This is a genomic window from Microlunatus aurantiacus, from assembly GCF_039536605.1.
Taxonomy (GTDB): domain Bacteria; phylum Actinomycetota; class Actinomycetes; order Propionibacteriales; family Propionibacteriaceae; genus Microlunatus; species Microlunatus aurantiacus.
In genome coordinates this window covers 165,821-187,063 of the sequence record NZ_BAAAYX010000005.1, presented here as the reverse complement: position 1 = coordinate 187,063, position 21,243 = coordinate 165,821, and the positions used below count along the sequence as shown (strand labels likewise).

The 21,243-nt window shown below is 70.5% G+C and carries 25 protein-coding genes and 4 tRNA genes; 20 read left to right on the top strand and 9 right to left on the bottom strand.

Going from position 1 to position 21,243, the window contains the following annotated elements; translation table 11 throughout:
• The first annotated feature begins 49 nt into the window (after positions 1-49).
• The 3 genes from ABD714_RS11370 to ABD714_RS11360 all read left to right on the top strand — a co-directional run bounded on the left by ABD714_RS11370 (position 50) and on the right by ABD714_RS11360 (position 2,818).
• Entirely contained in the window at positions 50-1,168 is a 1,119-nt protein-coding gene (locus ABD714_RS11370; protein WP_344812452.1) for a replication initiator, read from the top strand.
• Positions 1,169-1,370: 202 nt separating this feature from the next.
• Complete coding sequence (locus ABD714_RS11365) at positions 1,371-1,586, top strand: helix-turn-helix transcriptional regulator (RefSeq protein ID WP_344812451.1); 216 nt, start codon at positions 1,371-1,373, stop codon at positions 1,584-1,586.
• 242 nt (positions 1,587-1,828) lie between these two features.
• Positions 1,829-2,818: a tyrosine-type recombinase/integrase gene (locus tag ABD714_RS11360; protein ID WP_344812461.1), complete on the top strand. Its 990-nt coding sequence runs from the start codon at positions 1,829-1,831 to the stop codon at positions 2,816-2,818.
• 6 nt (positions 2,819-2,824) lie between these two features.
• Here ABD714_RS11360 and ABD714_RS11355 read toward each other — a convergent pair.
• Together ABD714_RS11355 and ABD714_RS11350 are read right to left on the bottom strand one after the other, a co-directional pair.
• Positions 2,825-2,900: transfer RNA gene (locus tag ABD714_RS11355), tRNA-Lys, on the bottom strand.
• A gap of 163 nt (positions 2,901-3,063) precedes the next feature.
• Positions 3,064-3,891 (bottom strand): AraC family transcriptional regulator, encoded by an 828-nt coding sequence (locus ABD714_RS11350; RefSeq protein WP_344812450.1) that lies wholly within the window; start codon positions 3,889-3,891, stop codon positions 3,064-3,066.
• 96 nt (positions 3,892-3,987) lie between these two features.
• Here ABD714_RS11350 and ABD714_RS11345 point away from each other — a divergent pair, with 96 nt between their 5' ends.
• Together ABD714_RS11345 and ABD714_RS11340 are read left to right on the top strand one after the other, a co-directional pair.
• A complete protein-coding gene (locus tag ABD714_RS11345) occupies positions 3,988-4,866 on the top strand; it encodes a phytanoyl-CoA dioxygenase family protein (protein ID WP_344812449.1) in 879 nt (292 codons plus the stop codon).
• Positions 4,867-4,915: 49 nt separating this feature from the next.
• Positions 4,916-5,257 (top strand): hypothetical protein, encoded by a 342-nt coding sequence (locus ABD714_RS11340; RefSeq protein WP_344812447.1) that lies wholly within the window; start codon positions 4,916-4,918, stop codon positions 5,255-5,257.
• 8 nt (positions 5,258-5,265) lie between these two features.
• On the opposite strand, the gene ABD714_RS11335 is transcribed toward ABD714_RS11340, so the two are convergent.
• The gene (locus tag ABD714_RS11335; RefSeq protein ID WP_344812446.1) at positions 5,266-5,652 is read right to left on the bottom strand and encodes a DnaJ family domain-containing protein; all 387 of its coding nucleotides are present in this window, start codon (positions 5,650-5,652) and stop codon (positions 5,266-5,268) included.
• An 86-nt stretch (positions 5,653-5,738) separates the two neighbouring features.
• Here ABD714_RS11335 and ABD714_RS11330 point away from each other — a divergent pair, with 86 nt between their 5' ends.
• Genes ABD714_RS11330 through ABD714_RS11315 form a run of 4 tightly spaced genes read left to right on the top strand, consistent with a single transcriptional unit; the run spans position 5,739 to position 8,016 of the window.
• Positions 5,739-6,425, top strand: coding sequence for a TCP-1/cpn60 chaperonin family protein (locus ABD714_RS11330; protein WP_344812445.1), 687 nt, complete (start codon positions 5,739-5,741; stop codon positions 6,423-6,425).
• Positions 6,422-7,324: an EamA family transporter gene (locus ABD714_RS11325; RefSeq protein WP_344812444.1), complete on the top strand. Its 903-nt coding sequence runs from the start codon at positions 6,422-6,424 to the stop codon at positions 7,322-7,324. The genes ABD714_RS11330 and ABD714_RS11325 overlap by 4 nt, the downstream gene beginning before the upstream one ends.
• A complete protein-coding gene (locus ABD714_RS11320; RefSeq protein WP_344812443.1) occupies positions 7,321-7,707 on the top strand; it encodes a YidH family protein in 387 nt (128 codons plus the stop codon). The genes ABD714_RS11325 and ABD714_RS11320 overlap by 4 nt, the downstream gene beginning before the upstream one ends.
• A 3-nt stretch (positions 7,708-7,710) precedes the next feature.
• On the top strand, positions 7,711-8,016 hold the full coding sequence (locus ABD714_RS11315) for a DUF202 domain-containing protein (protein ID WP_344812442.1): 306 nt from the start codon (positions 7,711-7,713) through the stop codon (positions 8,014-8,016).
• Between the two features lie 73 nt (positions 8,017-8,089).
• Here the strand turns inward: ABD714_RS11315 and ABD714_RS11310 are convergent, their stop codons facing one another.
• Complete coding sequence (locus ABD714_RS11310) at positions 8,090-8,431, bottom strand: metallopeptidase family protein (RefSeq protein ID WP_344812460.1); 342 nt, start codon at positions 8,429-8,431, stop codon at positions 8,090-8,092.
• A 254-nt stretch (positions 8,432-8,685) separates the two neighbouring features.
• Here ABD714_RS11310 and ABD714_RS11305 point away from each other — a divergent pair, with 254 nt between their 5' ends.
• The 11 genes from ABD714_RS11305 to ABD714_RS11255 all read left to right on the top strand — a co-directional run bounded on the left by ABD714_RS11305 (position 8,686) and on the right by ABD714_RS11255 (position 15,652).
• A complete protein-coding gene (locus ABD714_RS11305) occupies positions 8,686-9,972 on the top strand; it encodes an SH3 domain-containing protein (RefSeq protein WP_344812441.1) in 1,287 nt (428 codons plus the stop codon).
• A gap of 126 nt (positions 9,973-10,098) precedes the next feature.
• Positions 10,099-10,171, top strand: a tRNA-Glu gene (locus ABD714_RS11300).
• A gap of 88 nt (positions 10,172-10,259) precedes the next feature.
• The gene (locus ABD714_RS11295) at positions 10,260-10,604 is read left to right on the top strand and encodes an ArsR/SmtB family transcription factor (protein ID WP_344812440.1); all 345 of its coding nucleotides are present in this window, start codon (positions 10,260-10,262) and stop codon (positions 10,602-10,604) included.
• Positions 10,601-11,338: a cation diffusion facilitator family transporter gene (locus tag ABD714_RS11290; protein WP_344812439.1), complete on the top strand. Its 738-nt coding sequence runs from the start codon at positions 10,601-10,603 to the stop codon at positions 11,336-11,338. The genes ABD714_RS11295 and ABD714_RS11290 overlap by 4 nt, the downstream gene beginning before the upstream one ends.
• Positions 11,339-11,458: 120 nt before the next feature.
• Positions 11,459-11,532 (top strand) — tRNA-Asp (locus tag ABD714_RS11285).
• A 72-nt stretch (positions 11,533-11,604) separates the two neighbouring features.
• A tRNA-Phe gene (locus ABD714_RS11280) sits at positions 11,605-11,678 on the top strand.
• Positions 11,679-11,882: 204 nt separating this feature from the next.
• On the top strand, positions 11,883-12,695 hold the full coding sequence (locus ABD714_RS11275) for a DUF4397 domain-containing protein (protein ID WP_344812438.1): 813 nt from the start codon (positions 11,883-11,885) through the stop codon (positions 12,693-12,695).
• A gap of 19 nt (positions 12,696-12,714) precedes the next feature.
• On the top strand, positions 12,715-13,524 hold the full coding sequence (locus tag ABD714_RS11270; RefSeq protein ID WP_344812437.1) for a class F sortase: 810 nt from the start codon (positions 12,715-12,717) through the stop codon (positions 13,522-13,524).
• Positions 13,525-13,553: 29 nt separating this feature from the next.
• A complete protein-coding gene (locus ABD714_RS11265) occupies positions 13,554-14,111 on the top strand; it encodes an RNA polymerase sigma factor (RefSeq protein WP_344812436.1) in 558 nt (185 codons plus the stop codon).
• Positions 14,095-14,886 carry an anti-sigma factor gene (locus ABD714_RS11260; RefSeq protein WP_344812435.1) on the top strand — a complete coding sequence of 264 codons (792 nt, stop codon included), beginning with the start codon at positions 14,095-14,097 and terminating at the stop codon, positions 14,884-14,886. Before ABD714_RS11265 ends, ABD714_RS11260 begins: the two co-directional genes overlap by 17 nt.
• 7 nt (positions 14,887-14,893) lie before the next feature.
• Entirely contained in the window at positions 14,894-15,652 is a 759-nt protein-coding gene (locus ABD714_RS11255) for a fructosamine kinase family protein (RefSeq protein ID WP_344812434.1), read from the top strand.
• Here ABD714_RS11255 and ABD714_RS11250 read toward each other — a convergent pair.
• The 5 genes from ABD714_RS11250 to ABD714_RS11230 form a co-directional block, all read right to left on the bottom strand.
• Positions 15,643-17,268, bottom strand: coding sequence for a glycoside hydrolase family 13 protein (locus ABD714_RS11250; RefSeq protein WP_344812433.1), 1,626 nt, complete (start codon positions 17,266-17,268; stop codon positions 15,643-15,645). The two genes, ABD714_RS11255 and ABD714_RS11250, sit on opposite strands and share 10 nt — an antisense overlap.
• A 12-nt stretch (positions 17,269-17,280) precedes the next feature.
• Positions 17,281-18,543, bottom strand: a complete 1,263-nt coding sequence (locus ABD714_RS11245; protein WP_344812432.1) for an NAD(P)/FAD-dependent oxidoreductase — start codon at positions 18,541-18,543, stop codon at positions 17,281-17,283.
• A 39-nt stretch (positions 18,544-18,582) separates the two neighbouring features.
• The gene (locus ABD714_RS11240) at positions 18,583-19,572 is read right to left on the bottom strand and encodes an alpha/beta hydrolase (protein WP_344812431.1); all 990 of its coding nucleotides are present in this window, start codon (positions 19,570-19,572) and stop codon (positions 18,583-18,585) included.
• Positions 19,573-19,783: 211 nt separating this feature from the next.
• Positions 19,784-20,905, bottom strand: a complete 1,122-nt coding sequence (locus ABD714_RS11235) for a DUF4870 domain-containing protein (RefSeq protein WP_344812430.1) — start codon at positions 20,903-20,905, stop codon at positions 19,784-19,786.
• A gap of 39 nt (positions 20,906-20,944) precedes the next feature.
• Positions 20,945-21,157 (bottom strand): DUF3073 domain-containing protein, encoded by a 213-nt coding sequence (locus ABD714_RS11230; RefSeq protein ID WP_344812429.1) that lies wholly within the window; start codon positions 21,155-21,157, stop codon positions 20,945-20,947.
• Positions 21,158-21,243: the final 86 nt, after the last annotated feature.

Genomic DNA, 21,243 nt, shown 5'->3' with positions numbered 1-21,243 from the left:
ATGACCATCAACCAGGCCCAAGCCGCCTGACCGAACCTGTCACCTACTCGTGCAGCAGACCCAAGTGGCGCAGCATCCGTTGGTGTTCGCGACCTTGACGGCTCCGTCGTTCGGGGCGGTTCATGCGGCGAAGAAGCCCGGTCAGCGCGGCACGCAGCGGTGCCGACCCCGTAGCGGCGACGGACGGAAACTGTGTCCGCACGGACGTCCGACCTGGTGCATGGCCGTCCATGATCATGATCAGGTTCTGGTCGGTCAGCCGCTGTGCCGTGAGTGCTACGACTACCTCGGGCATCTGGTGTGGCAGTGGTACGCACCCGAGCTGTGGCGGCGGTTCACCATTGCCCTGGGCCGCGCCTTGGCCCGACATCTCGGCGTGTCAGAGACTGCGTGTCGGCGGCTGGTGCGGGTGCAGTTTGCGAAGGTGGCCGAGTTCCAGCGACGTGGCGTCGTCCATTTCCACGCCCTGATCCGGCTCGACGGCCACCCCACCGACACAGACCCCTTCCCTCCCCCAGCCCGAAAGGTCTCGGATGCTGCGTTGGTCGAGCTGGTGCTGCAGGCAGCCGCCGAAGTCTCGTGCGAGGCGTCGCCGGTCGACGGCCACGATGTGGGGCGGGTGCTGAGCTTCGGCCGCCAAGTCGACGTCCGAGCCGTCCACAGTGACGCTGACCGGGAAGCCGTGACCGGGGTCGAGCTGCATCCCGAAACGGTCGCGGCGTATGTGGCGAAGTACGCGACAAAGGCCGCTGCTGATCTCGCTGACGGGCACCACCGGAACCCGCACCTGGCCCGACTCAAGCGATTCGTCTCGAAGACGGCGCTGCGGTCCGGTTGCGCCGGACTCACCGGGCTGGACGGCCCGTACAAGGGGTGGGGTCGGTGGGCCGACATGCTGGGCTTCCGGGGTCACTTCGCCTCCAAGTCGCGCCGGTACTCAACCACGTTGGGCCGGCTGCGGCAGGCACGCCGAGACCACGTCCGCGCCCGCCTCAACAAGCTGCACGGCGGGGAGCCGGTTCGGGTCGGTGACGACGCCGACTTGGCCGAGCTGGAAGCGGATTCGACGCTGGTGGTGGGGTCGTGGCGGTTCGCTGGGATCGGCTGGCTCACGGCCGGTGACGCTGCGTTGGCGGCTGCCTCTGCTGCACGGGCCAGGGATGACTGACGGTGCTTGCAGTGTGATGTGCGTTGGCAGCCCACAACTCGGCCTCCCCGATGACTAGCCGCACGTGGTCGGAGGTCCGGTTGTCAAGGGTGAGCGCAGCGAATCCGGAGGACACGTAGTGCCCTTGATGACTGGTCCGGAGACCAGATCATCCGAAGTCGGGGAGGCCGAGAACCCAATCAGGCAGGGAAGGTAGTTGATCATGGAGAAGGTGCGCGCGGTGTCGGAGATCTCTGATCGTTTGTGGACGGTGCAGGAGGTGAGTGAGTACCTGGGCGTCTCGGTGGCGACGCTTTATGGGTGGCGCAGTGCCGGTGTCGGTGGTCCTCCGTGCCGCCGCGTCGGGGCGAGGTTGCGCTACCGGCCGCAGGATGTGCGGGACTGGGTGGCGTCGCTGTCGACCGAGGTTTGGTCGTGAGGGTCCTGGGCCTGGGTGAGTGCGGCCAGGTTTCCGTCGTCCGGGAGGGCGGTAGGCATGTGGCCTCTGTCCGCTATCGGGACTTCAGCGGTCGGATGCGCAGAGTGAAGCGGGCTGGGCGGTCGAAGGCTGAGGCGTCTCGCCTGGTGCTCCAAGCGGCGACGGACGCTCTGGGCCGCGGCAGTAGTGATCAGTTCACGATGCGGTCGACGTTCTCGGAGGCTACGGCGGCGTGGTTGGTCGTGTTCGAGGGTCAGGTCCAGCGCGGGACCAGGTCGCCGTCGACGCTGGATGAATATCGGCATGTGATCAAGAGGGTCGTCGATCCTGGTGTGGGGGCGCTGCGGCTGGGCGAGATCAGCACCCCGCGCCTTGATCGTTTCGTCCAGGGGGTGTTGGTGGAGCGCGGCTATGCCACGGCGAAGCTGACGCGGACGGTGCTGTCAGGGGTCTGCGGCTGGCTGGTCCGCCAGGGTGCGCTTGGGGTGAACCCTGTGCGAGAGCTGACACCGTTGGAGCAGGACCGTGATCGGCGGGCGCGTGCGCTGTCGGCACTGGAGGTTCGGCGGTGGCTGGCGTTGCTCGACGGTGACGAGGTGGCTCGTCGGCACGATCTACCTGAGTTGGCGCGGTTCATGCTCGCGACGGGGCTGCGGCTGGGTGAGGCGTTGGGGGTGACGTGGGCCGATCTTGACCTGACGACCGGGAGCCTGGTGGTGCAGCGGACGATCATCCGGGCGCAGGGCCAGGGGCTGATCGCGAAGCGGGTGAAGTCGCGTGCCTCTGAGCGAGCGCTGATGCTCCCACCGTGGAGTGTCGAGCTGCTGCGGGCCAGGCGGGTCCGGACGGGCGGCTTCGAGGGCCCGGTGTTCCCGGACGCTAAAGGTGGTTGGCGTGACCGGAGCAACGTCGGGAAGGTGTTCCGGGCAGTGCGGGAAGGGTCGGACTTCGACTGGGTGAAGACTCACACGTTCCGGAAGACCGTGGCGACGCTGCTGGATGAGAGCGGAGCGAGCGCGCGGATGATCGCGGACCAGCTGGGCCACTCGCGGGTGTCGATGACGCAGGACGTCTACCTGGGTCGTCGGGCGGGGAACGCCGGCAACCTGGCCGCGCTGGAGGCGTCGAACCCTGATGCGTCCCCGGTGGGCGGGGAGGACCATTTGTCCCCGTATGTGTCCCCTGGGCCGGTTGCTCCGGCTGCCAAGTCCATCGAATTGCCGTCCGACTAGGTGCTTTGGTGGGCCCCGTGGGACTCGAACCCACAACCCGCGGATTAAAAGTCCGCTGCTCTGCCAATTGAGCTAGAGGCCCCGCACGTCCTGGCGCGCGAACGGCCCATTCAACCGCACCGTCCGGGCTGTTGCGACCCGGATCCGGCCGCAGGGATGGCCTATCCCTCATCCACTGGTGCCTAGGGGCTGCTTCGTACGCGATGAAGCAACCACAGCTCACCTCTCGACGAGCCGGCCCGGGCTCAATCCGGCGGCAGCGTCCCCGCCGCCCGCAGGGCTCGGGGGCCGAGTCCGGTCACCGTACGGCACGCCTTGTTGAAGGCCTGGAGGTCGGGGATGCCGACAGCGGCCGCGATCGCGGAGATCGACATCGTGCTGTGCACCAGCAGCTGGCGGGCGTGCTCGATCCGGCGCCGGCGGAGGTAGCCGACGACGGTCAGTCCAGGCCCGGCGGTGAACAGGCGGGTCAGGTGGTTGTGCGAGACCCCGACGGCGGCGGCGATGTCCGGCACGGTGAGCGGCTCGGACAGGTGGCGCTCGATGTGGGCCAGGGCGCGGGTCAGGTGCTCCTGGCCGGGGCTCAGGCGCCGGGACTCCCGGCCCCGGTCCCGCCCCAGCGCCGCCAGCCGCAGGAGGGCGAGCCAGACGTCGGCCCGGGTGCGCTCGGGGTGGGTGGCGGCCGAGTCCACCGCGGACTCCATCAGGTCGGTGATCACCCCCAGCTCCGGTCCGGGGGACATCACCAGGCGCAGCGGCCAGCTGCCTCCCGCCCCCGCTGATCCGGCCCGCAGGTGCGCGTACAGGTGCGTCGACGGTCCCCGGTAGCGGTAGCGGATCACCGAGGCCGGCGGCACCAGGGAGACACTGCCGGGGGTGAGGGCGTAGCCGATGCCGTCGACCTCGAGCTCGGCGGTGTAGGCGTACAGGTGCAGGGACCACAGGTCGGGCAGCTGGAACTCGTCGACCAGCCGGTTGACGCCGTGGGTCGCCCGCCCCTGGGAGACCACCGCCGGCGGGTCGGACAGGTCGAGAGTCACCGACGGGATCTCCCGCTCCTGCCGAATTCTCACCAGCAGAGGCCTACCACAGACCAGTACAACAAGCCCTCCCTGGGCCTACGGTGAACGGGCCAGAGTGAGAACCAACCAGTCCCGGAGGACCCCCCGATGACCACCTTGGTCGATCGCAAGCACCGCCTGACGTCGGTGGAGATGGCCCACTTCGTCTCCCACGGGAGCTTCGCCCTCAGTGCGGTGGTGCCCGAGAGCATGAACGAGCGGGCCATCGCCGTGCTCGACGCCGGCATTCCCGGCCACCCCTACGGCACGCCGCTGGACACCGTCTTCCCGACCGGCAGCTTCGTCCGCGAGCTGCTCGACCTGCCGGCGATCGCCGGCGCGGTCCAGAGCCTGGTCGGACCGAACCCGGTGATCGACCACCACGCGGTGCACGTCCGCCCACCGCACGGCGGCGAGGCCCAGAACATGCACGGCGACGCCATCCTGGACACCCGGACCGAGGCGTTCGACATGCAGCTCATGTACTACCCGAAGGCCGTCACCCTGGAGCAGGGCGGCACCCTGTCGGTCCCCGGCACCCACCTGCGCCGGATCAACCAGACCGGCATCGGCCGCTACCAGAACCTGGCCGGCCAGACCCGGCTCACCTGCGAGGCCGGCACGGTCGTCTTCCTGCACCACGGCATCTGGCACGGTGGCCGGCGCAACGACTCCGACCTGCCCCGCTACATGTTCAAGATCAGGTTCAACCCGACGGTCCGCCAGCTGCGGCTGTGGAACACCGACGACATCGACGACCCGGGTGTCCGCCAGGAGCTGACCGCCGGTTTCGGCTGGACCAACGCCAACGAGGGGCGGCTCGAGCTGGTCAACCGGGCCAGGCTGTGGCGCTACCTGACCGGCGACCAGCTGTTCGACATCGACTACTACCTCACCCGCGAGACGATCCAGCCCCAGCACATCGCGCCCGGTGCCACCGACGTCCGGCTCGGTTCCAGCCGCTCCGCCGACGGCTGGGGCCTGTGAGCCTCGCCCGCGTCCCCGCTCCCGCCCGCTCGTTGAAGGAAGGCCCCGCATGACCGCCAGCACGCTCTCCTCCTTGTCCGTCGAGGAATCCTTCGCCGTCCCCTCGGCGACCCCCCACCTGCGCCAGCAGCTCCTCGTCCTCTACCTCGGCACGTCCGCGCTCGACTCCGACGTGATCGGCTGGACCCGCTACGACGGCACGGGGCGCTCCCGGCCGACCATGGGTGACAGCGACGAGGCCCCGTACGCCACCGGGCTGGACGCCCTGCTCGACGGCTGGCGGTTGCTGCAGATGTCCCAGCTGCTGGGCCACGAGCACGGTCACGAGTACACGACCGGCTACCTGCCGTACGAGTTCCTGTTCGAGCGGCTGGTCGACATCACCGCCTGACCGCACGATCAGGAGGCGGACCGAGCCTCCCGCCACTCGCGGACGACCCGTTCCACGTCGACATCCGGGATGACGATGCGGGGCCCGTCGATGCCGCGACGGCGGGAGGTCAGGATGCGGTGGTGGAGATCCTGGGCGATCTCGCGCACCTGGGCCTCGCTCGTGCAGTCGGCGACCAGCTCGCCGATCTCGGCGACCTCCTTGCGCAGGAGCAGGGAGCCCGGCAGGGGCGGTCGGAGGTTCTCGCGCTCGAGCAGGCCCTTAACCCACCAGTTCTCGTCGGGTCGCCCACCGAGCCCCTTCAGGGGCTCGCCGGAGCCGCGCAGGTTGTCGAATTCCCCGCGCTCCTGCGCCTCACGGATCTGTCGGTCGACCCAGGACTCGTATCCGGTCATGTCGCCCCCTCCGATGGTGCGGGTGGTCTCGTCCGCCGGGTTCGTGTCGACCAGGCTACCCAGCCGGTTGTGGCAGGCTGGCCGCCGTGGAGGGGTGGCAGCTGGGACTGGTCGCGGTCGTCGTGGTCGGGTTGGCGGTCATCGTCCTCGGGGCGGTCCGGGACCGGCGGATCACCGAGCGCCGACGCCGGGAGATCCTGGCCCCACCCGAGCGGACCATCCCCCGGTTCTCCCCCGACGCGGCCACGCCGCGCTACCTCTCGGAGCTCCAGGCCCGCCGGCCGCCGGTCGACGCCGAGCCGACCGACCTGTCCACGGCCGAGCGGGACGAGCTGCAGACGGCGCTGACCGGGCCTGACGTCACGACGATCGACAGCGGGTACGCCAGCGCCGACCTGGTCACCGACCCCACCACCGGCTGGTCGGTGCTGCGGCAGCCGAACGTGCTGGTGGCCGAGGCGGCCGTCACCACCATCCGCGAGCTGCTGGGTGTGCTCGAGCGGCAGATCCCGACCGGGCGGGGACTGGTGGTGGTCGCGCCCGCCATCGCCGACGAGCTCCTCGCCACCTTCGCGGTCAACCACCTCCAGCGGGTGATCACCATCCTGCCGGTGGTGGTCACCGCCGAGGCTGACCGCGAGCGGATCGCCGACGCCACCGGCAGCCAGCCCGCGAGCCACGCGGACCTTCAGTCCGGCTACGTCCCGCCCGGGCTGCTCGGCACCTGCGCGACGTGGGTCTCCAGCGCCCGGGAGAGCCACGTGGTCCGATGAGCGGCCCCGCTCCGACGAGCCGTCGGGGGAGCCGGTGGGCGTACGTCGCCGCGATCTGCCCGGTGATCTTCGGCACCACCTACCTGCTGACCACCCAGTTCCTGCCCACGGGCCGGCCGCTGCTGGCCGCCCTGATGCGGTCACTGCCGACCGGCCTCGTGCTGGTGCTGGCCACCCGCGCCTGGCCGCCGCGGGGCTGGTGGGGACGCTTCGTGCTGCTCTCGGTGATGTACTGCTCGGCGTTCTTCCCGCTGCTGTTCATCGCCGCCTACCTGCTCCCCGGCGGGGTCGCCTCGGTGATCAACTCGATCACGCCGTTGATCGTGGTCGTCCTCTCGGTTCCCTTGCTGCAGAGCAACATCCGGACCGTCGACCTGGTCGCCGGGGGTCTCGGCATCCTCGGCGTCGGGCTGCTGGTGCTGCGTTCGACGGCCCGGCTGGACGGCTGGGGCATCCTGGCCATGACCACCTGCGTGATCATGATGGGCTTCTCCACCGTGCTCACCAAGCGCTGGGGCCACCCGCCGGGCTTCAGCGCCGCCGGGTTCACCGGGTGGACCTTCCTGCTCGGCGGGGTGACGCTGCTGCCGTTCACGCTGGTGATCGAGGGACTCCCCGACACGTTGACCGCCCGCAACGTCGGCGGCCTGGTCTACCTCGTGCTGTTCAGCGGCGTGATCGCCTACAGCCTGTGGTTCTGGGGGCTGCAGCGTCTCCCGGCCAGCGCGGTCAGCTTCCTCAGCCTGCTCAACCCCGTCGTGGCCGCCGTGCTCGGCTGGGTGGTGCTGGACCAGGTGCTGAACGGCTGGCAGATCGCCGGGGCGGTGCTGGTGCTGGTGTCGGTACTGCTCGGTCAGAACCTCGCGCTCCGGCGTCCTCGCCTACCATCACCGACGTGACCGACGCCGTACCGCCCGACGACCGCCGCTGGCCCCGGTCGGTCTACGGCGTCGGCTCCGAGCCCGACCCCCGCTTCTCGCTGGCCAACGAGCGCACCTTCCTGGCGTGGATCCGCACGTCGCTGGGCTTCCTGGCCGGTGGCGCCGGCATCGCCGCGGTGACCACGATCGTGGGTCGGTTGAGCACCGAGCTCAAGCTCGCCTCACTGCTGCTGCTGCTCTGTGGTCTGGTCTGCGCCACCGGGGCGTACGTGCGCTGGTTCCGCAACGAGCGGGCGATGCGGACGGGTGAGCCGCTGCCCTCCTCGCCGGCCATGCCCCTGCTCACGGGGGTGCTGGCTGCGGTCGCGCTGCTGGCGATCATCGTTGTCGGACTGCGGTAACCCATGGCCCTGGAGCCGACCCTGCCCGCCGAGCGGACCCGGCTCGCCTGGCAGCGCACCGTGCTGTCGGCGGTGGTCTGCCTGCTCGCCGTGCTGCGGCTGCTCGCCGAGGTGTCTCTCGGCCTGGTCGCCGCCATCGGTGTGGCCGTCCTGCTGGCCGCGACCCTGGTGGTCTCGACCGCCATCCGCCGGTCGGTGCGCCGGCGGGAGCTGACCACCGACACCGGCGTCGGACGCAACGCGGCCATGCTCACCGGGATCGTCGCCGTGGCCTGTCTCGGGTCGATCGCGTACGTGCTGCTGACGTGATGGGCCCACGTTCTGGAGCACGAGCACGAACAGTCGCGGTCAGCGGCACAAAACCCGAGGGTGGGGCTTGGGGTCAGGCGTAGCCCAGCGCGTGCAGGCGCGCGTCGTCGATGCCGAAGTGGTGGGCGATCTCGTGCACCACGGTGATGTGCACCTCCTCGATGACGTCCTCGACGGTGTCGCAGATCGCCAGCGTCGGCTGCCGGTAGATCGAGATCCGGTCCGGCAGCACCGCGCTGTAGAACTCACCCCGCTCGGTCAGCGGGATGCCTTCGTAGAGCCCGAGCAGGTCCGGCTGGTCGGGGGGCGGGAAGTCCTCGACCACGATGACGCAGTTCTCGATCATGGCGGCCAGCTCGACCGGGACCGTGTCGAGGGCCTCGGACACCACCTCGTCGAACGCGTCGGGCTCCATCGTGATCACCGTCCCGATGCTAGTGGCGCCGTCGCACGAGCTCGGAAACTGAGAATAACAACTGTGTAGTTTTCGGCAAGCGCACGGCGTGTCGCATTGCCAACCTGAGGAAATCTCCACTCACGTCTTGCCGTTACGGGTGTGACGCACTTAGAGTCCTGCGTTATCTGGGGTTGCTGTTACTTCCGTGATCAGACGTGCGGGAGGGATTGCGGCCTGACCTGACGAACCTGACCGGAGAGACGGAGACCACGTTGAGCGCGACCAGAAGGAGCCTCGTCGCCGCCTCCGCGCTCGCTCTGACGGTCCTGCTGACCGGCGTCGCCGGAACCGCGACAGCCGACACGTCGATGACCGCCACCACAGCGGTCAACGTCCGGTCGGCCGCCAGCACCAGCAGCACGATCGTCGGTGGGCTCTACCGGGGCCAGACCGTCACCGCCGTCAGCGCCGCGGGCAGCTGGACCAAGATCAGGTTCGGGACCCGGCTGGCGTACGTGTCCAGCCAGTACCTCAAGGGCGGTGCCACCGCGCCCGTCGGCGGCGCCACCGGCACCCGGGTGACCACCACCCAGGTCAACCTCCGCAAGGGCCCCGGGCTCTCGTACGGCAAGCTCTCGGTCGTCCCGGACAACGCGACGGTCACGCTGACCGGCAAGGTCGCCCGTGGCTACACCGAGGTCGTCTACGGGAGGTCGACCGGCTGGGTGGCCAGCCAGTACCTGAGCCGGCCGAGCACGCTCCCGGCCATCACCGGCACCCGGGTGACCACCGCCGACCTGCTGGTCCGGACGACCTCGGGCGCGGACTACAAGGTCGTCGGCGAGATCGCCAAGGGCAGGACCGTCTCCATCACCGGCGCCACGCAGAACGGCCGGGCCCAGATCATCTACGGCAACGCCATCCGCTGGGTGACGGCCAAGTACCTCAGCACCCCGACCACCGGCGGCCCGGTGGCGCCCGGTCTGCCGAAGATCACCGGCATCCGGTTCGCGACCACGACCTTGATCATCCGCTCGACCCCGGACGCCGACTTCGCCTCGATCACCGAGGTCGGCACCGGCACCCAGCTGAGCATCACCGGACTGGTCAAGAACGGCCGGATGCAGATCGTCTACGACAACGCGGCCCGGTGGGTCACCGCGCAGTACCTGTCGACCACCAAGCCCGCGATCCCGGCGTACCCGGTGGAGAAGGGCCTGAAGCCGAACGCGATCAAGGTCCACCGAGCCGTCCGCGCCACCTTCCCCCAGATCACCTCGATCGGCGGCGTCCGCAGGGACCCGATCCCCGACCACCCGTCCGGCCGCGCCCTGGATCTGATGATCCCGAACTACAGGTCGGCGTCTGGCAAGGCGCTGGGCCAGCAGGTGGCCCTGTGGGCCAAGGCGAACGCCAACAGCCTCGGCATCGAGTACGTGATCTGGAACCAGCGCATCTGGAACATCAAGCGCGACAAGGAAGGGTGGCGCTACATGGCCGACCGCGGTGGGGACTCCGCCAACCACAAGAACCACGTGCACATCACCGTGTTCGGCTGACGCACCGCCGCACACCCCCAGACGTGGGGTCGGTTCTCCCCCGGGAACCGACCCCACGAACGTTCTTCCGGTCCGCGAGGGCGGACTGACCGCCCGAGGTTCGGTAGAGTCGGCTCGGTTCCACAGGTCCCCATCGTCTAGCGGCCTAGGACACCGCCCTTTCAAGGCGGCAGCGCGGGTTCGAATCCCGTTGGGGATGCTTCACCCACCCGGTCCCGCACGCGGGTGGACCGACCGACGTCGATCAAGGTTGCGCTGAATACAGCCGATCTTTTACCGTTTCTCGGGTGATCGCCTCCTCCTCCACGGACGCCCTGTCCCGGTTCGGCCACGCCCTGTCCGATCCGACCCGGACCACCGTGCTCCTCGCCTTGCGCGAGGGACCCTCCTACCCGGCCGAGCTCGCCGACGGCGCCGGGGTGTCGCGGCAGGTCATGTCCAACCACCTGGCGTGTCTGCGGGGCTGTGGTCTGGTGGTCGCCGTCCCCGAGGGTCGCCGGACCCGCTACGAGCTCGTGGATGCCCGCCTCGGGCACGCCCTGCAGGACCTGCTCACCCTCGTCCTGGTGGTCGATCCCACGTGCGCCGGCGGGGCGGACACGGGGCAGGCCGAGCTGCAGGTGACCCGGTGACCACCCTCGCGCTCGGTCCGTCGACCGCCCGCCGGGCGCTGCTCGCCCGCCGGATCCGGTGGTTCGTGGCTCTCACCCTCACCTACAACGTGATCGAGGCCGCCGTGGCCCTGACCGCCGGCGCCCGCGCCTCCTCCTCGGCCCTGATCGGCTTCGGACTCGACTCGGTGGTGGAGGTGTCCTCCGCCGCCGCCGTGGCCTGGCAGTTCGCCGGCCGCGACCCCGAGGCTCGCGAGGAGATCACCCTCAAGATCATCGCCTGCTCGTTCTTCGGTCTCGCCGTCTTCGTGACGGTCGACGCGGTCCGGGCCCTCCTCGGCGGCCGGGCGGCTGAGGAGTCCACCGTGGGGATCCTGTTGGCGGCGGTCAGCCTGGCGGTGATGCCGGTGCTGTCCTGGGCCCAGCGGCGGGCCGGTCGTGAGCTCGGTTCCGCGTCCGCGGTCGCCGACTCGAAGCAGACCCTGATCTGCACCTACCTGTCCGCCGTCCTGCTCGTCGGACTCGCTCTCCACTGGCTGTGGGGCTGGACCTGGGCCGACCCGATCGCCGCCCTGGTCATCGCGGGGATCGCCGTCAAGGAAGGGGTCAGCGCCTGGCGGGGCGATGCCTGTTGCGTCCCCATCACCACCACGACCTCCCGCGGCGGGGCCACCGCAGCGCCGCCCGCCCGTCGAGCAGGCGGCCGCGGCTGCGGCGACAGCTGCTGCCAGGCGAGCGACGAGCGTCGCCCCTGAGGTCTCCGACGGGGCCGTCCCGCCCGTCGAGAGGCCACAGTTCCCGCCTGAGCGACGATTCGAACCATCCTGCATCCTGCGCTATAGTTTCGCGGGCGCTCCGGTGAGGAGTGCACACCAGGCCCCGTAGCGCAGTTGGTTAGCGCGCCGCCCTGTCACGGCGGAGGTCGCGGGTTCGAGTCCCGTCGGGGTCGCGGAAGCGGTGATCGCATGTGTGGTCACCGCTTTGGCGTCCGAACCGTACGCAGCCGCGTGCGGTCGGTCGAGGCCAGGTAGCTCAGCTGGTAGCAGCGTTCGCCTGAAAAGTGAAAGGTCGCCGGTTCGACCCCGGCCCTGGCCACCCTCACGATCCCCCGGCACGGTCCTCTCGGACCTCCCGTGACCCCGGCCGACGCCACCGCCCAGCGCCCCCTCCCGGCGGTGCGCACAGCCCCGCCCAACATGGTCATTCGGTCGACACGCCGACAACGGATGCTGTGCAACCGATCACCCGGTGGCCGTGGAAGAGAGCACATCCCATCCACTCCACAGGAGGAGACCCACAATGCGACGACGCATTCTGGCGATCGGCGCCACCGCCGCGCTAGCCATGTCCGGGTTCGCGCTGCCCGCCCACGCCGCCGACCAGGCGCAGCTGTCCGTGCTGCACGCCGTGCCAGGTCTGACCGTCGACGTCTACGTCAACGGCGAGCGCACCTTGAACAACTTCAAGCCCGGCACCCTCGCCGGACCGCTCGACCTCGACGCCGGCACCTACACGGTGGCGATCACCGCGGCCGACGCGAAGAACGACGACGACCCGGCCATCGGCCCGGTCGACCTGAAGCTGGAGAGCGGCAAGAACTACACCGCCGTGGCTCACCTCAAGGAGAACGGTGACCCGACGGCCACCCTGTTCACCAACGACACCTCCAAGACCGACGCCGGCCAGGGCCGGCTGACCGTCCGGCACGTGGCGGCGGCTCCGGCGGTCGACATCCTCGCCGGCGGCGATCCCGTCGTCGAGGGTCTGGAGAACCCGGACGAAGCCAGCCTCGACCTGGACGCCGGGACCGTCGAGGCGGCGGTCGCCGCGGCCGGGACCACCGACCCGGTGATCGGCCCGGCCGATGTCGCAGTCGAGGACGGCGTCCTGACCATCGCGTACGCGTGGGGCTCGCTCGAGGACGACAACCTCAAGCTCGCCACCCAGACCATCACCGGACTGCACTCCGGTCCGGGTGGGGTGCACGCCGGCGAGGCCGGTCTGGCCGCCTCCGGCGCGTTGCCCGGTGTCCTGGCGGCTCTGGTCCTCGGACTGGGTGCTGCGCTGCTGGTGCGGCGCTCGGCCCGTCCCGTGGCCAGCCGGACCAAGTGATCAGGGACCTGCTCGCACGATGAACCACCTCGACGCCAGCCGGACCGGTCGCCCCTCGGGGGCGGCCGGGCCGCTGGTGTCCCTGCTCGTGGGACTGCTGGCCGTCGTCGGTCTGGGGTGCGCCGCTGTCGGCGTCGCACCCTCGTCGGCGGCCGGCGCGTCCGCCCCGGCCGGCAGCTCCGTCGCGTCGCAGGACTCTGCGTCGCTCGGCGGTACGGACGTCGGCCGCTCGGCTCGCCTGGAGTCGCTCCAGCTCCGCCAGCCGGCCGCCGCACCGACCTCCCCCCGGCCCGCTCCCCCGGCCACCGTCGAACCGGAGCCCGAGCCCCTGCCCGACATCCCCGTCGTGGACGCCGCCCCCCGGCCTCCGCGCAGCACCAGGGCGGCGCAACCCGTCCGGGTCCAGGTCCCCGACGTCGAGATCGACGTCCAGGTCCGCCCCACCGGTGTCGCGAAGGACGGCAGCATGGAGCTGCCCGAGACCGTGCGACGAGCCGGCTGGTACGAGTTCGGCGCCACCCCGCGCGACGACGCCGGCAGCACCGTCATCGCCGCCCACGTCGACACGACGTCCGAGGGTCTCGGACCCTTCTCCCGGTTGGCCACCATCCGTCGCGGCGAACGTGTCGTGGTCACCGACCGGTCCGGCCGGGAGCACACCTACCGGGTCGTCTCCCGCCGCCTGGTCGTGGCGACGAAGCTGCCGGTGGACGACCTGTTCGACCGCGACGGCCGTCCCCGGCTGGTGCTTCTCACCTGCGGTGGCGCGTACGATGCCCGCAACGGATACCGCGACAACGTCGTGGTGCTGGCGGAGCCGGACCGATGACGGCGGCGTATCAGGGAGGGGGCATCGCTGTGGCAACGCGACCCGACGATCCCGTCGACCTCGCGCAGCGGTTCTCCGACGGTGACGAGCTGGCCCTGGAGGAGCTCTACCGGCGGTACTCCCCGCTCGTCTACACCGTGGCCCTCCGTTCACTGGGCGACGTGACCGAAGCCGAGGACGTGCTGCAGCAGGTGTTCATCGCCGCCTGGAAGGGACGGGAGCGCTACCAGCCGGAGCGGGCCAAGCTGCCGACCTGGCTGATGGGCATCGCCCGCAACAAGATCGTCGACGCGCACGCCTCCCGGGGTCGCCAGCGTCGCATCCAGAACGAGGTGGCCAGCAACACCGTCACCACCGACAGCCTGCCCGTGGACGTGGCCCAGCAGCTGGTGATCGCTGAGGAGATCGCGAAGCTCGACAAGGTGCCGCAACAGGTGCTGCGGCTGGCGTTCTTCGAGGACCTCACCCACACCCAGATCGCGGAGCGTCTCCAGCTGCCACCGGGCACGGTGAAGAGCCACATACGTCGGAGCTTGATCAAGATGAGGAACCGGATGGAGGTGATACCGGATGCATACGAATCCTGAGGTGCTGGCGCTGGTCGCCCTCGGCGAGCGCGACGCGGCCTCGGCCGAAGAGCTGGACCACATCGCCCGGTGCGCCGCGTGCGGTCAGGAGGTGACCGACCTCGGTCACCTGTCGCAGGTCGGTCGCACCATCTCCGACCACTTCACCCTGGAGACGCCCAGTCCGGAGGTGTGGGACCGGATCCGGGCTCAGCTGGGGTTCGACGCGGACTTCTCCTCCGACCTGCTGCCGCCGACCGAGGCGTCGGCCCTGCCGCCGCTGACCCTGGTCCGGACCACCGACCCCGAGCCGACGTCAGGGCCGGAACGACAGGACCTAGCGGAACAGCCACGGCCCGCACGGCGTCGGGTGCTGAGTCTGGCCCTGGCCGCCGTCCTGGCCCTGCTCGCCGGCGTCGGCGGCACCCTCGCCTGGCAGCAGCTCCGCCCGGGAGCCGAGACGGTGATCTCCGCAGTTCCGCTGAACGCGCTGCCCGCGTGGTCGGGGGCCGGCGGTGAGGCCACCCTCGAGCAGGACGCCGACGGCCGCCGCTGGCTCGTGGTGAAGATCACCACCGGTCGGCCCGTCGACGGCGTCCAGCAGGTCTGGCTGATGAACCGGGACGCCTCGGCGATGACCCCGGTGGGTCTGATGGCCCGCGACGACGAGCGGTTCCCCGTGCCGAACGGGATCGACGTCTCCCGCTACCCCGTGGTCGACGTCTCCGACGAGGAGCCGGGCGGCGCCCCCACCCACTCGGGCAACTCCATCGTGCGCGGCACCCTCGCGGTCTGACGGGTCGGTGCCGGACCGCTTCACCAAGTCCCGTCCGGCGGCCCCCGACGCCTACCTGGTCGAGGCCGCCGGTCTGCGCTGGCTCGCCGCCGCCGGGCCGGGGTCGGCGTCCGTGGTCGAGGTGCTCGAGGTGACTCCGGATCAGCTGGTGCTGCCCCGGCTCGTTCCGGCCCGCCCCACCCGACGCGCCGCCGCCGAGTTCGGCACGGCTCTGGCCACGACGCACGCCGCGGGAGCGCCCGCGTACGGTGCCCCGCCGGACGGTTGGACCGGCGACGGCTACATCGGTACCCAACCGCTGTCGTTGCGCCCGACCGACCGCTGGGGCACGTTCTACGCCGAGCAACGACTGCTCCCGTACGCCGACGCCGCCACCAGGATCGGGAACCTCAGCCCGCGCGGGCGTCGCCTGGTCGAGCGGGTGGCGGACCGCCTCCGTGCCGGCGAGCTCGACGACGACCGCCCGCCCGCCCGGATCCACGGTGACCTGTGGGCCGGCAACGTGATCTTCACCGCTACCGGGGTGACGCTGATCGACCCCGCGGCGCACGGGGGTCACGGCCTGACCGACCTGGCCATGCTGCACCTGTTCGGCGCCCCCGAGCTGGGCACGATCAGCGCCGCGTACGCCGGGGCCGCCGGAGTCGGACCCGGCTGGCAGGGGCTGATCGGACTGCACCAGCTCCACCCGCTGCTGGTGCACGCCGTCACCCACGGCGCCGGCTACGGGGCCGAGGCGGAGGCGGTGGCCGGCCGCTACGCCTGAGGCGACCTGACCGGATCGGGGCCGACCGGTCGCCACCACACGGCGACGTCCGGCTCCAGCTGCCAGGCCGACAGCGGCTCGCTGGCCAGCAGCACCTCCGCCTCGTCGGGCAGGGGCACGGCAGCGGCGCCCAGGTTCACGGTGACCCGGATCCCGGCCGAGGCGAAGTCCAGCACGGCGCTCTGGGGCTCGCTGCACCACCGGAGCACGCCCGTGGCCAGCCCGAGGCTGCGCCGGAACGCCAGCGCACCCACGTAGAGACGCAGGGTCGAGCCGGACTCCTCCTCCTGCCGGTTGCGGGCCAGGGCGTCGAACTCCTCGGGCTGCGGCAGCCAGGGCACCCCGTCGGTGAAGCCCAGGCCGTCGACCCCGGCCAGCCACGGCAGCGGCACCCGGCAGCCGTCGCGACCGCGCTCGGTGTGCCCGGACCGCTCCCAGTTCGGGTCCTGACGCGCGTCGTCGGGCATCGTGGTGTGCTCCGGGAGACCCAGCTCCTCCCCCTGGTACAGGTAGGCCGAGCCTGGCAGCGCCAGCATCAGCAGGACCGCCGCCCGCGCCCGCCGGAGCCCGAGGACGGGATCGGGCTGCGGGTCGTCCACGCCGACGCCCATCCGCGGCTGCGCGTCGGCCGGGTAGCCGAAGCGGCTGGCGTGCCGGACCACGTCGTGGTTGGACAGCACCCAGGTCGACGGGGCGCCGACACTGCCGTACGCGGCCAGGGACTCCTCGATCACCCGGCGCAGCGCGACCGGCTCCCACGGGGTCTGCAGGTACGGGAAGTTGAAGGTCTGGTGCAGCTCGTCGGGTCGGACGTAGCGGATCGCGCGGTCCACGGCGACGTTGGCCTCGCCGCACAGGATCCGTGGCCGGCCCGGGTCGGCGGCCGTGTAGCCGTCCAGGATCGCCCGCCAGGAGCGGTAGATGTCGTGCACCGCCTCCTGGTCCCAGTAGGGCGCGTCGCGTTTCGCCAGCAGACCCAGCGGGCTGCCTGCGTACGGCGGGTAGCGCGGGTCCTTGACCAGGCCGTGGGCGACGTCGACCCGGAACCCGTCGACGCCACGGTCCAACCAGAACCGCAGGATCTGCTCGAACTCGGCGCGGACGCCGGCGTCGGACCAGTTCAGGTCGGGTTGGGCCGGGTCGTAGAGGTGCAGGTAGAACTGGCCGTCCGGCAGCCGGGTCCAGGCCGGCCCACCGAAGACCGACTGCCAGTCCGGAGGGTCGTCGGTGACGTGGTAGCGCGCGCGGGCGGCCGAGCCCGGGCCGTCGCGCAGGGCGGCCCGGAACCACTGGTGCTGGTCGGAGGTGTGGTTGGGCACCAGGTCGACGATCACCTTCAGGCCCAGGTCATGGGCGCGGGCCAGCAGCGCGTCCAGGTCGTCGAGCGAGCCGAAGACGGGGTCGACGTCGCAGTAGTCGCTGACGTCGTAGCCGGCGTCGACCTGCGGCGAGGCGAAGAAGGGCGACAGCCAGACCGCGTCGACACCGAGGGCGGCCAGGGACGTCAGCCGCGCCGTGATGCCCGGCAGGTCGCCGACCCCGTCACCGTCGGAGTCGGCGAACGACCGTGGATACACCTGGTAGATGACGGCCGTCCGCCACCAGGTGTCGTCCACGACCGGGACCCGCTACTTCTGCTTGATCGCCTTCAGGCGCGGTGTCTCCGCCACGTCTCCGACGATCACACCCGAGCGTCCGAGACCGGAGTAGCGCACGGCCAGGTTGATCAGGGTCTGGATCCGGTTGCGGCTGCCCAGCAGGAACATGATGTGCAGGGCGATCCAGCCGAGCCAGGCGAACAGACCGGTGAGCTTGAGCCCGTTGGGCATCTGCACGACCGCGTCGGCCCGACCGATGGTCGCCATGGTGCCCTTGTTGTAGTACTCGAAGGGGACCGTCGGCTGACCCAGGTGGATCCGGGTGATCTGCTGGGCGGCGTGCTTGCCGGTCTGCAGCGCCGGCTGGGCCAGCTGCGGCAGCGGGTTGTCCACGATGACCGAGGCGTCGCCGACGGCGAACACGCGGTCGTCGTTGATGGAGCTCAGGTCGGAGTTGACCTCGATCCGACCCGCGCGACCGATGGGCAGACCCCAGTCGCGCAGCAGCGGGTAGCCCGACACCCCGGCGGCCCAGATCACCAGGTCCGCCTGCATGGTCTGACCGCCCTTGAAGTCCACCCGGTCGGCGTGCACCTCGGAGATGGCGGTCTTCAGCCGGACGTCGACGCCGCGCTTGACCAGCTCGCGCAGGGTGTAGCGGCGGAGCTTGTCGTCGAACGGGGCGAGCAGGGCGGGACCCATCTCGACCAGCACCACGTGCATCAGCGCGGGGTTGAGCTCGGGCCACACCACCGGGACCGCGTGGCTCTTCAGCTCGGCGAGCTGACCGGCGATCTCGACACCGGTGGCGCCGCCGCCGACGACCACAATGGTGAACCCGCCGGTGTGCTCCTCGGACATGCCGGCGATGGTCTCGATGCCACCGAAGATCATGTCCCGCACCCGCAGCGCCTCGGCCCGGGTGTACATGGAGACGCTGTACTCCGCCGCCCCGGGAATGCCGAAGTGGTTGGTGGTGATGCCGTTGGCGATGATGAGGTAGTCGTACGCGATGTTGACGCCGTCGTCGCAGAGCACCTCCCGCTTCTCGTGGTCGAGCCCGATCGCCGTCGTCCGCCGGAAGTTGACGTTGCGGTAGCGCGCGCTGAAGTAGCGCAGCGAGTAGGTCACGTCACCGGCGTTCAGACCTCCCGTCGCCACCTGGTAGAGCAGGGGTTGGAAGGTGTTGTAGGGGTGGCGGTCGATCAGCGTCACCCGGAAACCCTCCTTGGCGAGGGTCTCGGTCGCCGACAGACCGGCGAACCCACCACCGATGACGACTACGTGCGGCATCTCAGTCACGGTGTCATTCAATCAGGGCCCCCGGCGGGATCAAAGACCAGCATCCGAAAGCACCGGACCAGCGCCCGTCAGGTATGCCCCTGACCAGCGGCGCAGCTCGTCGAAAACCTGCTCGCGCACGTCCCGGCGGGACAGGAAGAGATCGTGCAGACCACCCTCGAACCTGACGATCGTGACGTGCCGTCCGAGCCTGGTGGCCCGGCGGGCGATCTGCTCGACGTCGAGCACCGTGTCGGCCTCGCGCAGCCCCTCGTGCCACTTGCGCGCGAAGTCCGTCCGGGACGAGGTCATCACCAGCACCGGCATCGGCAGCCCGAGACCCGCGGCGACCTTCTGGTGGCCCTGCAGCACCGCGCGCAGCCAGCCGACCCGGATCGCCGGGGACGGGCTCGTCTTCAGCTCGGTGTCGTAGTCCCACTCCCCCTCCTGGCTGAGGTGGATGGTCCGGGCGTAGAAGCCGGAGTCCGGCAGCGGGATGACCGCCGTCGGCCGGTTGCCGCCGACCGCGTCGATCACCGGGCCACCGAGCGCCCGCACCATGGCCGAGCCCTGCAGATCCAGCCACGGGGAGTTGAGGATCACCCCGGCCACCCGCTCGGGGTGGTCGGCCGCCCACAGCGTGGCGGTCAGGCCACCGGTGGAGTGGCCCAGCAGGGTCAGTTCCTCGTGGTCCGCCGCGATCAGGTCGGCGGACGCTGACAGCTCCTGGTCGTACTCGGTCAGGTCGGCGATGAACCCGCGCAGCTGACCCAGCCGCAGACTCCGCCCGTACCGGCGCAGGTCGATGGCGTAGAACGCGAACCCGGCCTCGGACAGCACGTCGGCCACGTGGGTGGCGAAGAAGTAGTCGTTCCACCCGTGCACGAAGAGTACGGCGTGCCGCGACCGCTCACCCCCCGCCCGCCGCACCAGCGTCGCCACCACCTCGGTGTCCGCCGGCTCCCCCGGCGCCCGCGCCGCCTCCGGCAAGCCGATCTCGAGCGACTCGAACCCGTCGAGGATGTCCGGTTCCCAGGTCACGTGCTCAAGCATGCGTCACCACGACTGTCTGTAGGCGGAGCGGAGCGCAAGCCCGCGCAGTTGTGAGGCCGCCAGTGGAGCGCAAGCCCGCGCGGCCGTGAAGTGCAGGAGCGACGCAACACCGGACACGCTTGTCGTCCGGTGTTGCGTCGCGACGAACGAGCAGCCAAAGGCGCGGGCGAGCACCACTGCTGCGTCCTAGCAGGACGGGTTACTTCACGAGCCTCCAGTTGACGGGGTACTTGTACTGCTCGCCCTTGTTGGAGGCGATGGCGGCCATGATGCAGAGCACCAGGGCGGCGATGCCGATCAGCGGCAGCAGGATCCCGCCGATCACCACCAGGGTCAGCAGCGAGCTGACCACCTGGGCGATGGTGTAGAGGATCGAGAAGTTCAGCGCCTCGGTCGTCGACTCCTTCAACCAGGGGCTGCGGTCCTTGAACACCAGGTAGGCGATCAGCGGACCGACCAGCCCGAAGAACGGGATGGAGATGTGGGCGAGGGTCGCCCACAGCCGCTCGTCGCTGGGTGACAGGGGGGCCTGCTGGCCCTGGTACTGCTGCGGGTAGCCGGCCGGCGGGTAGCCCGGCTGCTGCGGGTAGCCCGGCTGCTGGGGCTGACCGTAGCCCTGCTGGCCGTAGCCCTGCTGGCCGTAGCCCTGCTGCTCGTAGCCCTGCTGCCCACCTTGCTGGGGGTAGCCCTGCTGCGGGTAACCCTGCGGCGGCTGGCCGCCCTGCTGGGGGTAGCCCTGTTGCGGGTAGCCCTGCGGCTGCCCGTACGGGTCGGAGGCGGACTGCCCACTCTGCGGCGGCTGCTGCTGATAGGGCGGCGGCTGCTGCCCGTAGCCCTGCTGCGGGTAGCCCTGCGGCTGTCCGTAGGGGTCGGAGGCCGACTGTCCGCTCTGGGCGCTGGGCGGATAGCCCTGTGGCTGCCCGTACGGGTCGGAGGCCGACTGACCGCTCTGGGCGGTCGGCGGGTACCCGGGAGGTGGCTGCTGACCGTAGCCCGATCCCTGCCCGTACGCCGGCGGCTGGCCCTGGCCGGGAGCCTGGCCGTACGCGCCCGACTGGGACGGCTGGCCACCGGGGTCCGACGCCGAACCGTACGAGCTCGCCGATCCCTGGGACGACGAACCGTACGACGGGGCGTCGGAGGTGCGCGGCGGCGCGTAGTGACCCTGAGGTTGATCGACCGGTGCGTCCAGGGACGAACCGGTCGAAGCAGACGCCTGGCTGTCGTCGGCGTCGGAGGTCGAGACGTAGTCCTCCGGCTCGTGCGAGTCGGAGGGCTTGCCACCCTCGGAGTCGGGAGCGGAGTAGGGGTTCTGACTCATGCCACCCAGGCTATTGCCCCGGTAGTTCGCGTGGCGGGATTACCCCGACTTGCGCAGGTCGCCGTACTTGTCGTCACCGTCATCGTCGTCGCTGTGACGTTCGGCGAGGTCCTCGTAGCCCGGGGGGATCTCGTGCCCGGTCTCCGGACCTCGCAGCTCACGCTCCAAGGATGTGAAGTCGGTGTCGACGGAGCGGTACTTCAGCTCCCGGGCCACCTTGGTCTGCTTTGCCTTCGCACGGCCGCGCCCCATGTCGGGTCGACCCCCTCGCACTTGTCGTCTGCCGCTGGCTCAGCCACGGCGCAGGATGAATGAACAGTCGTGGGGCAAAGGCTACC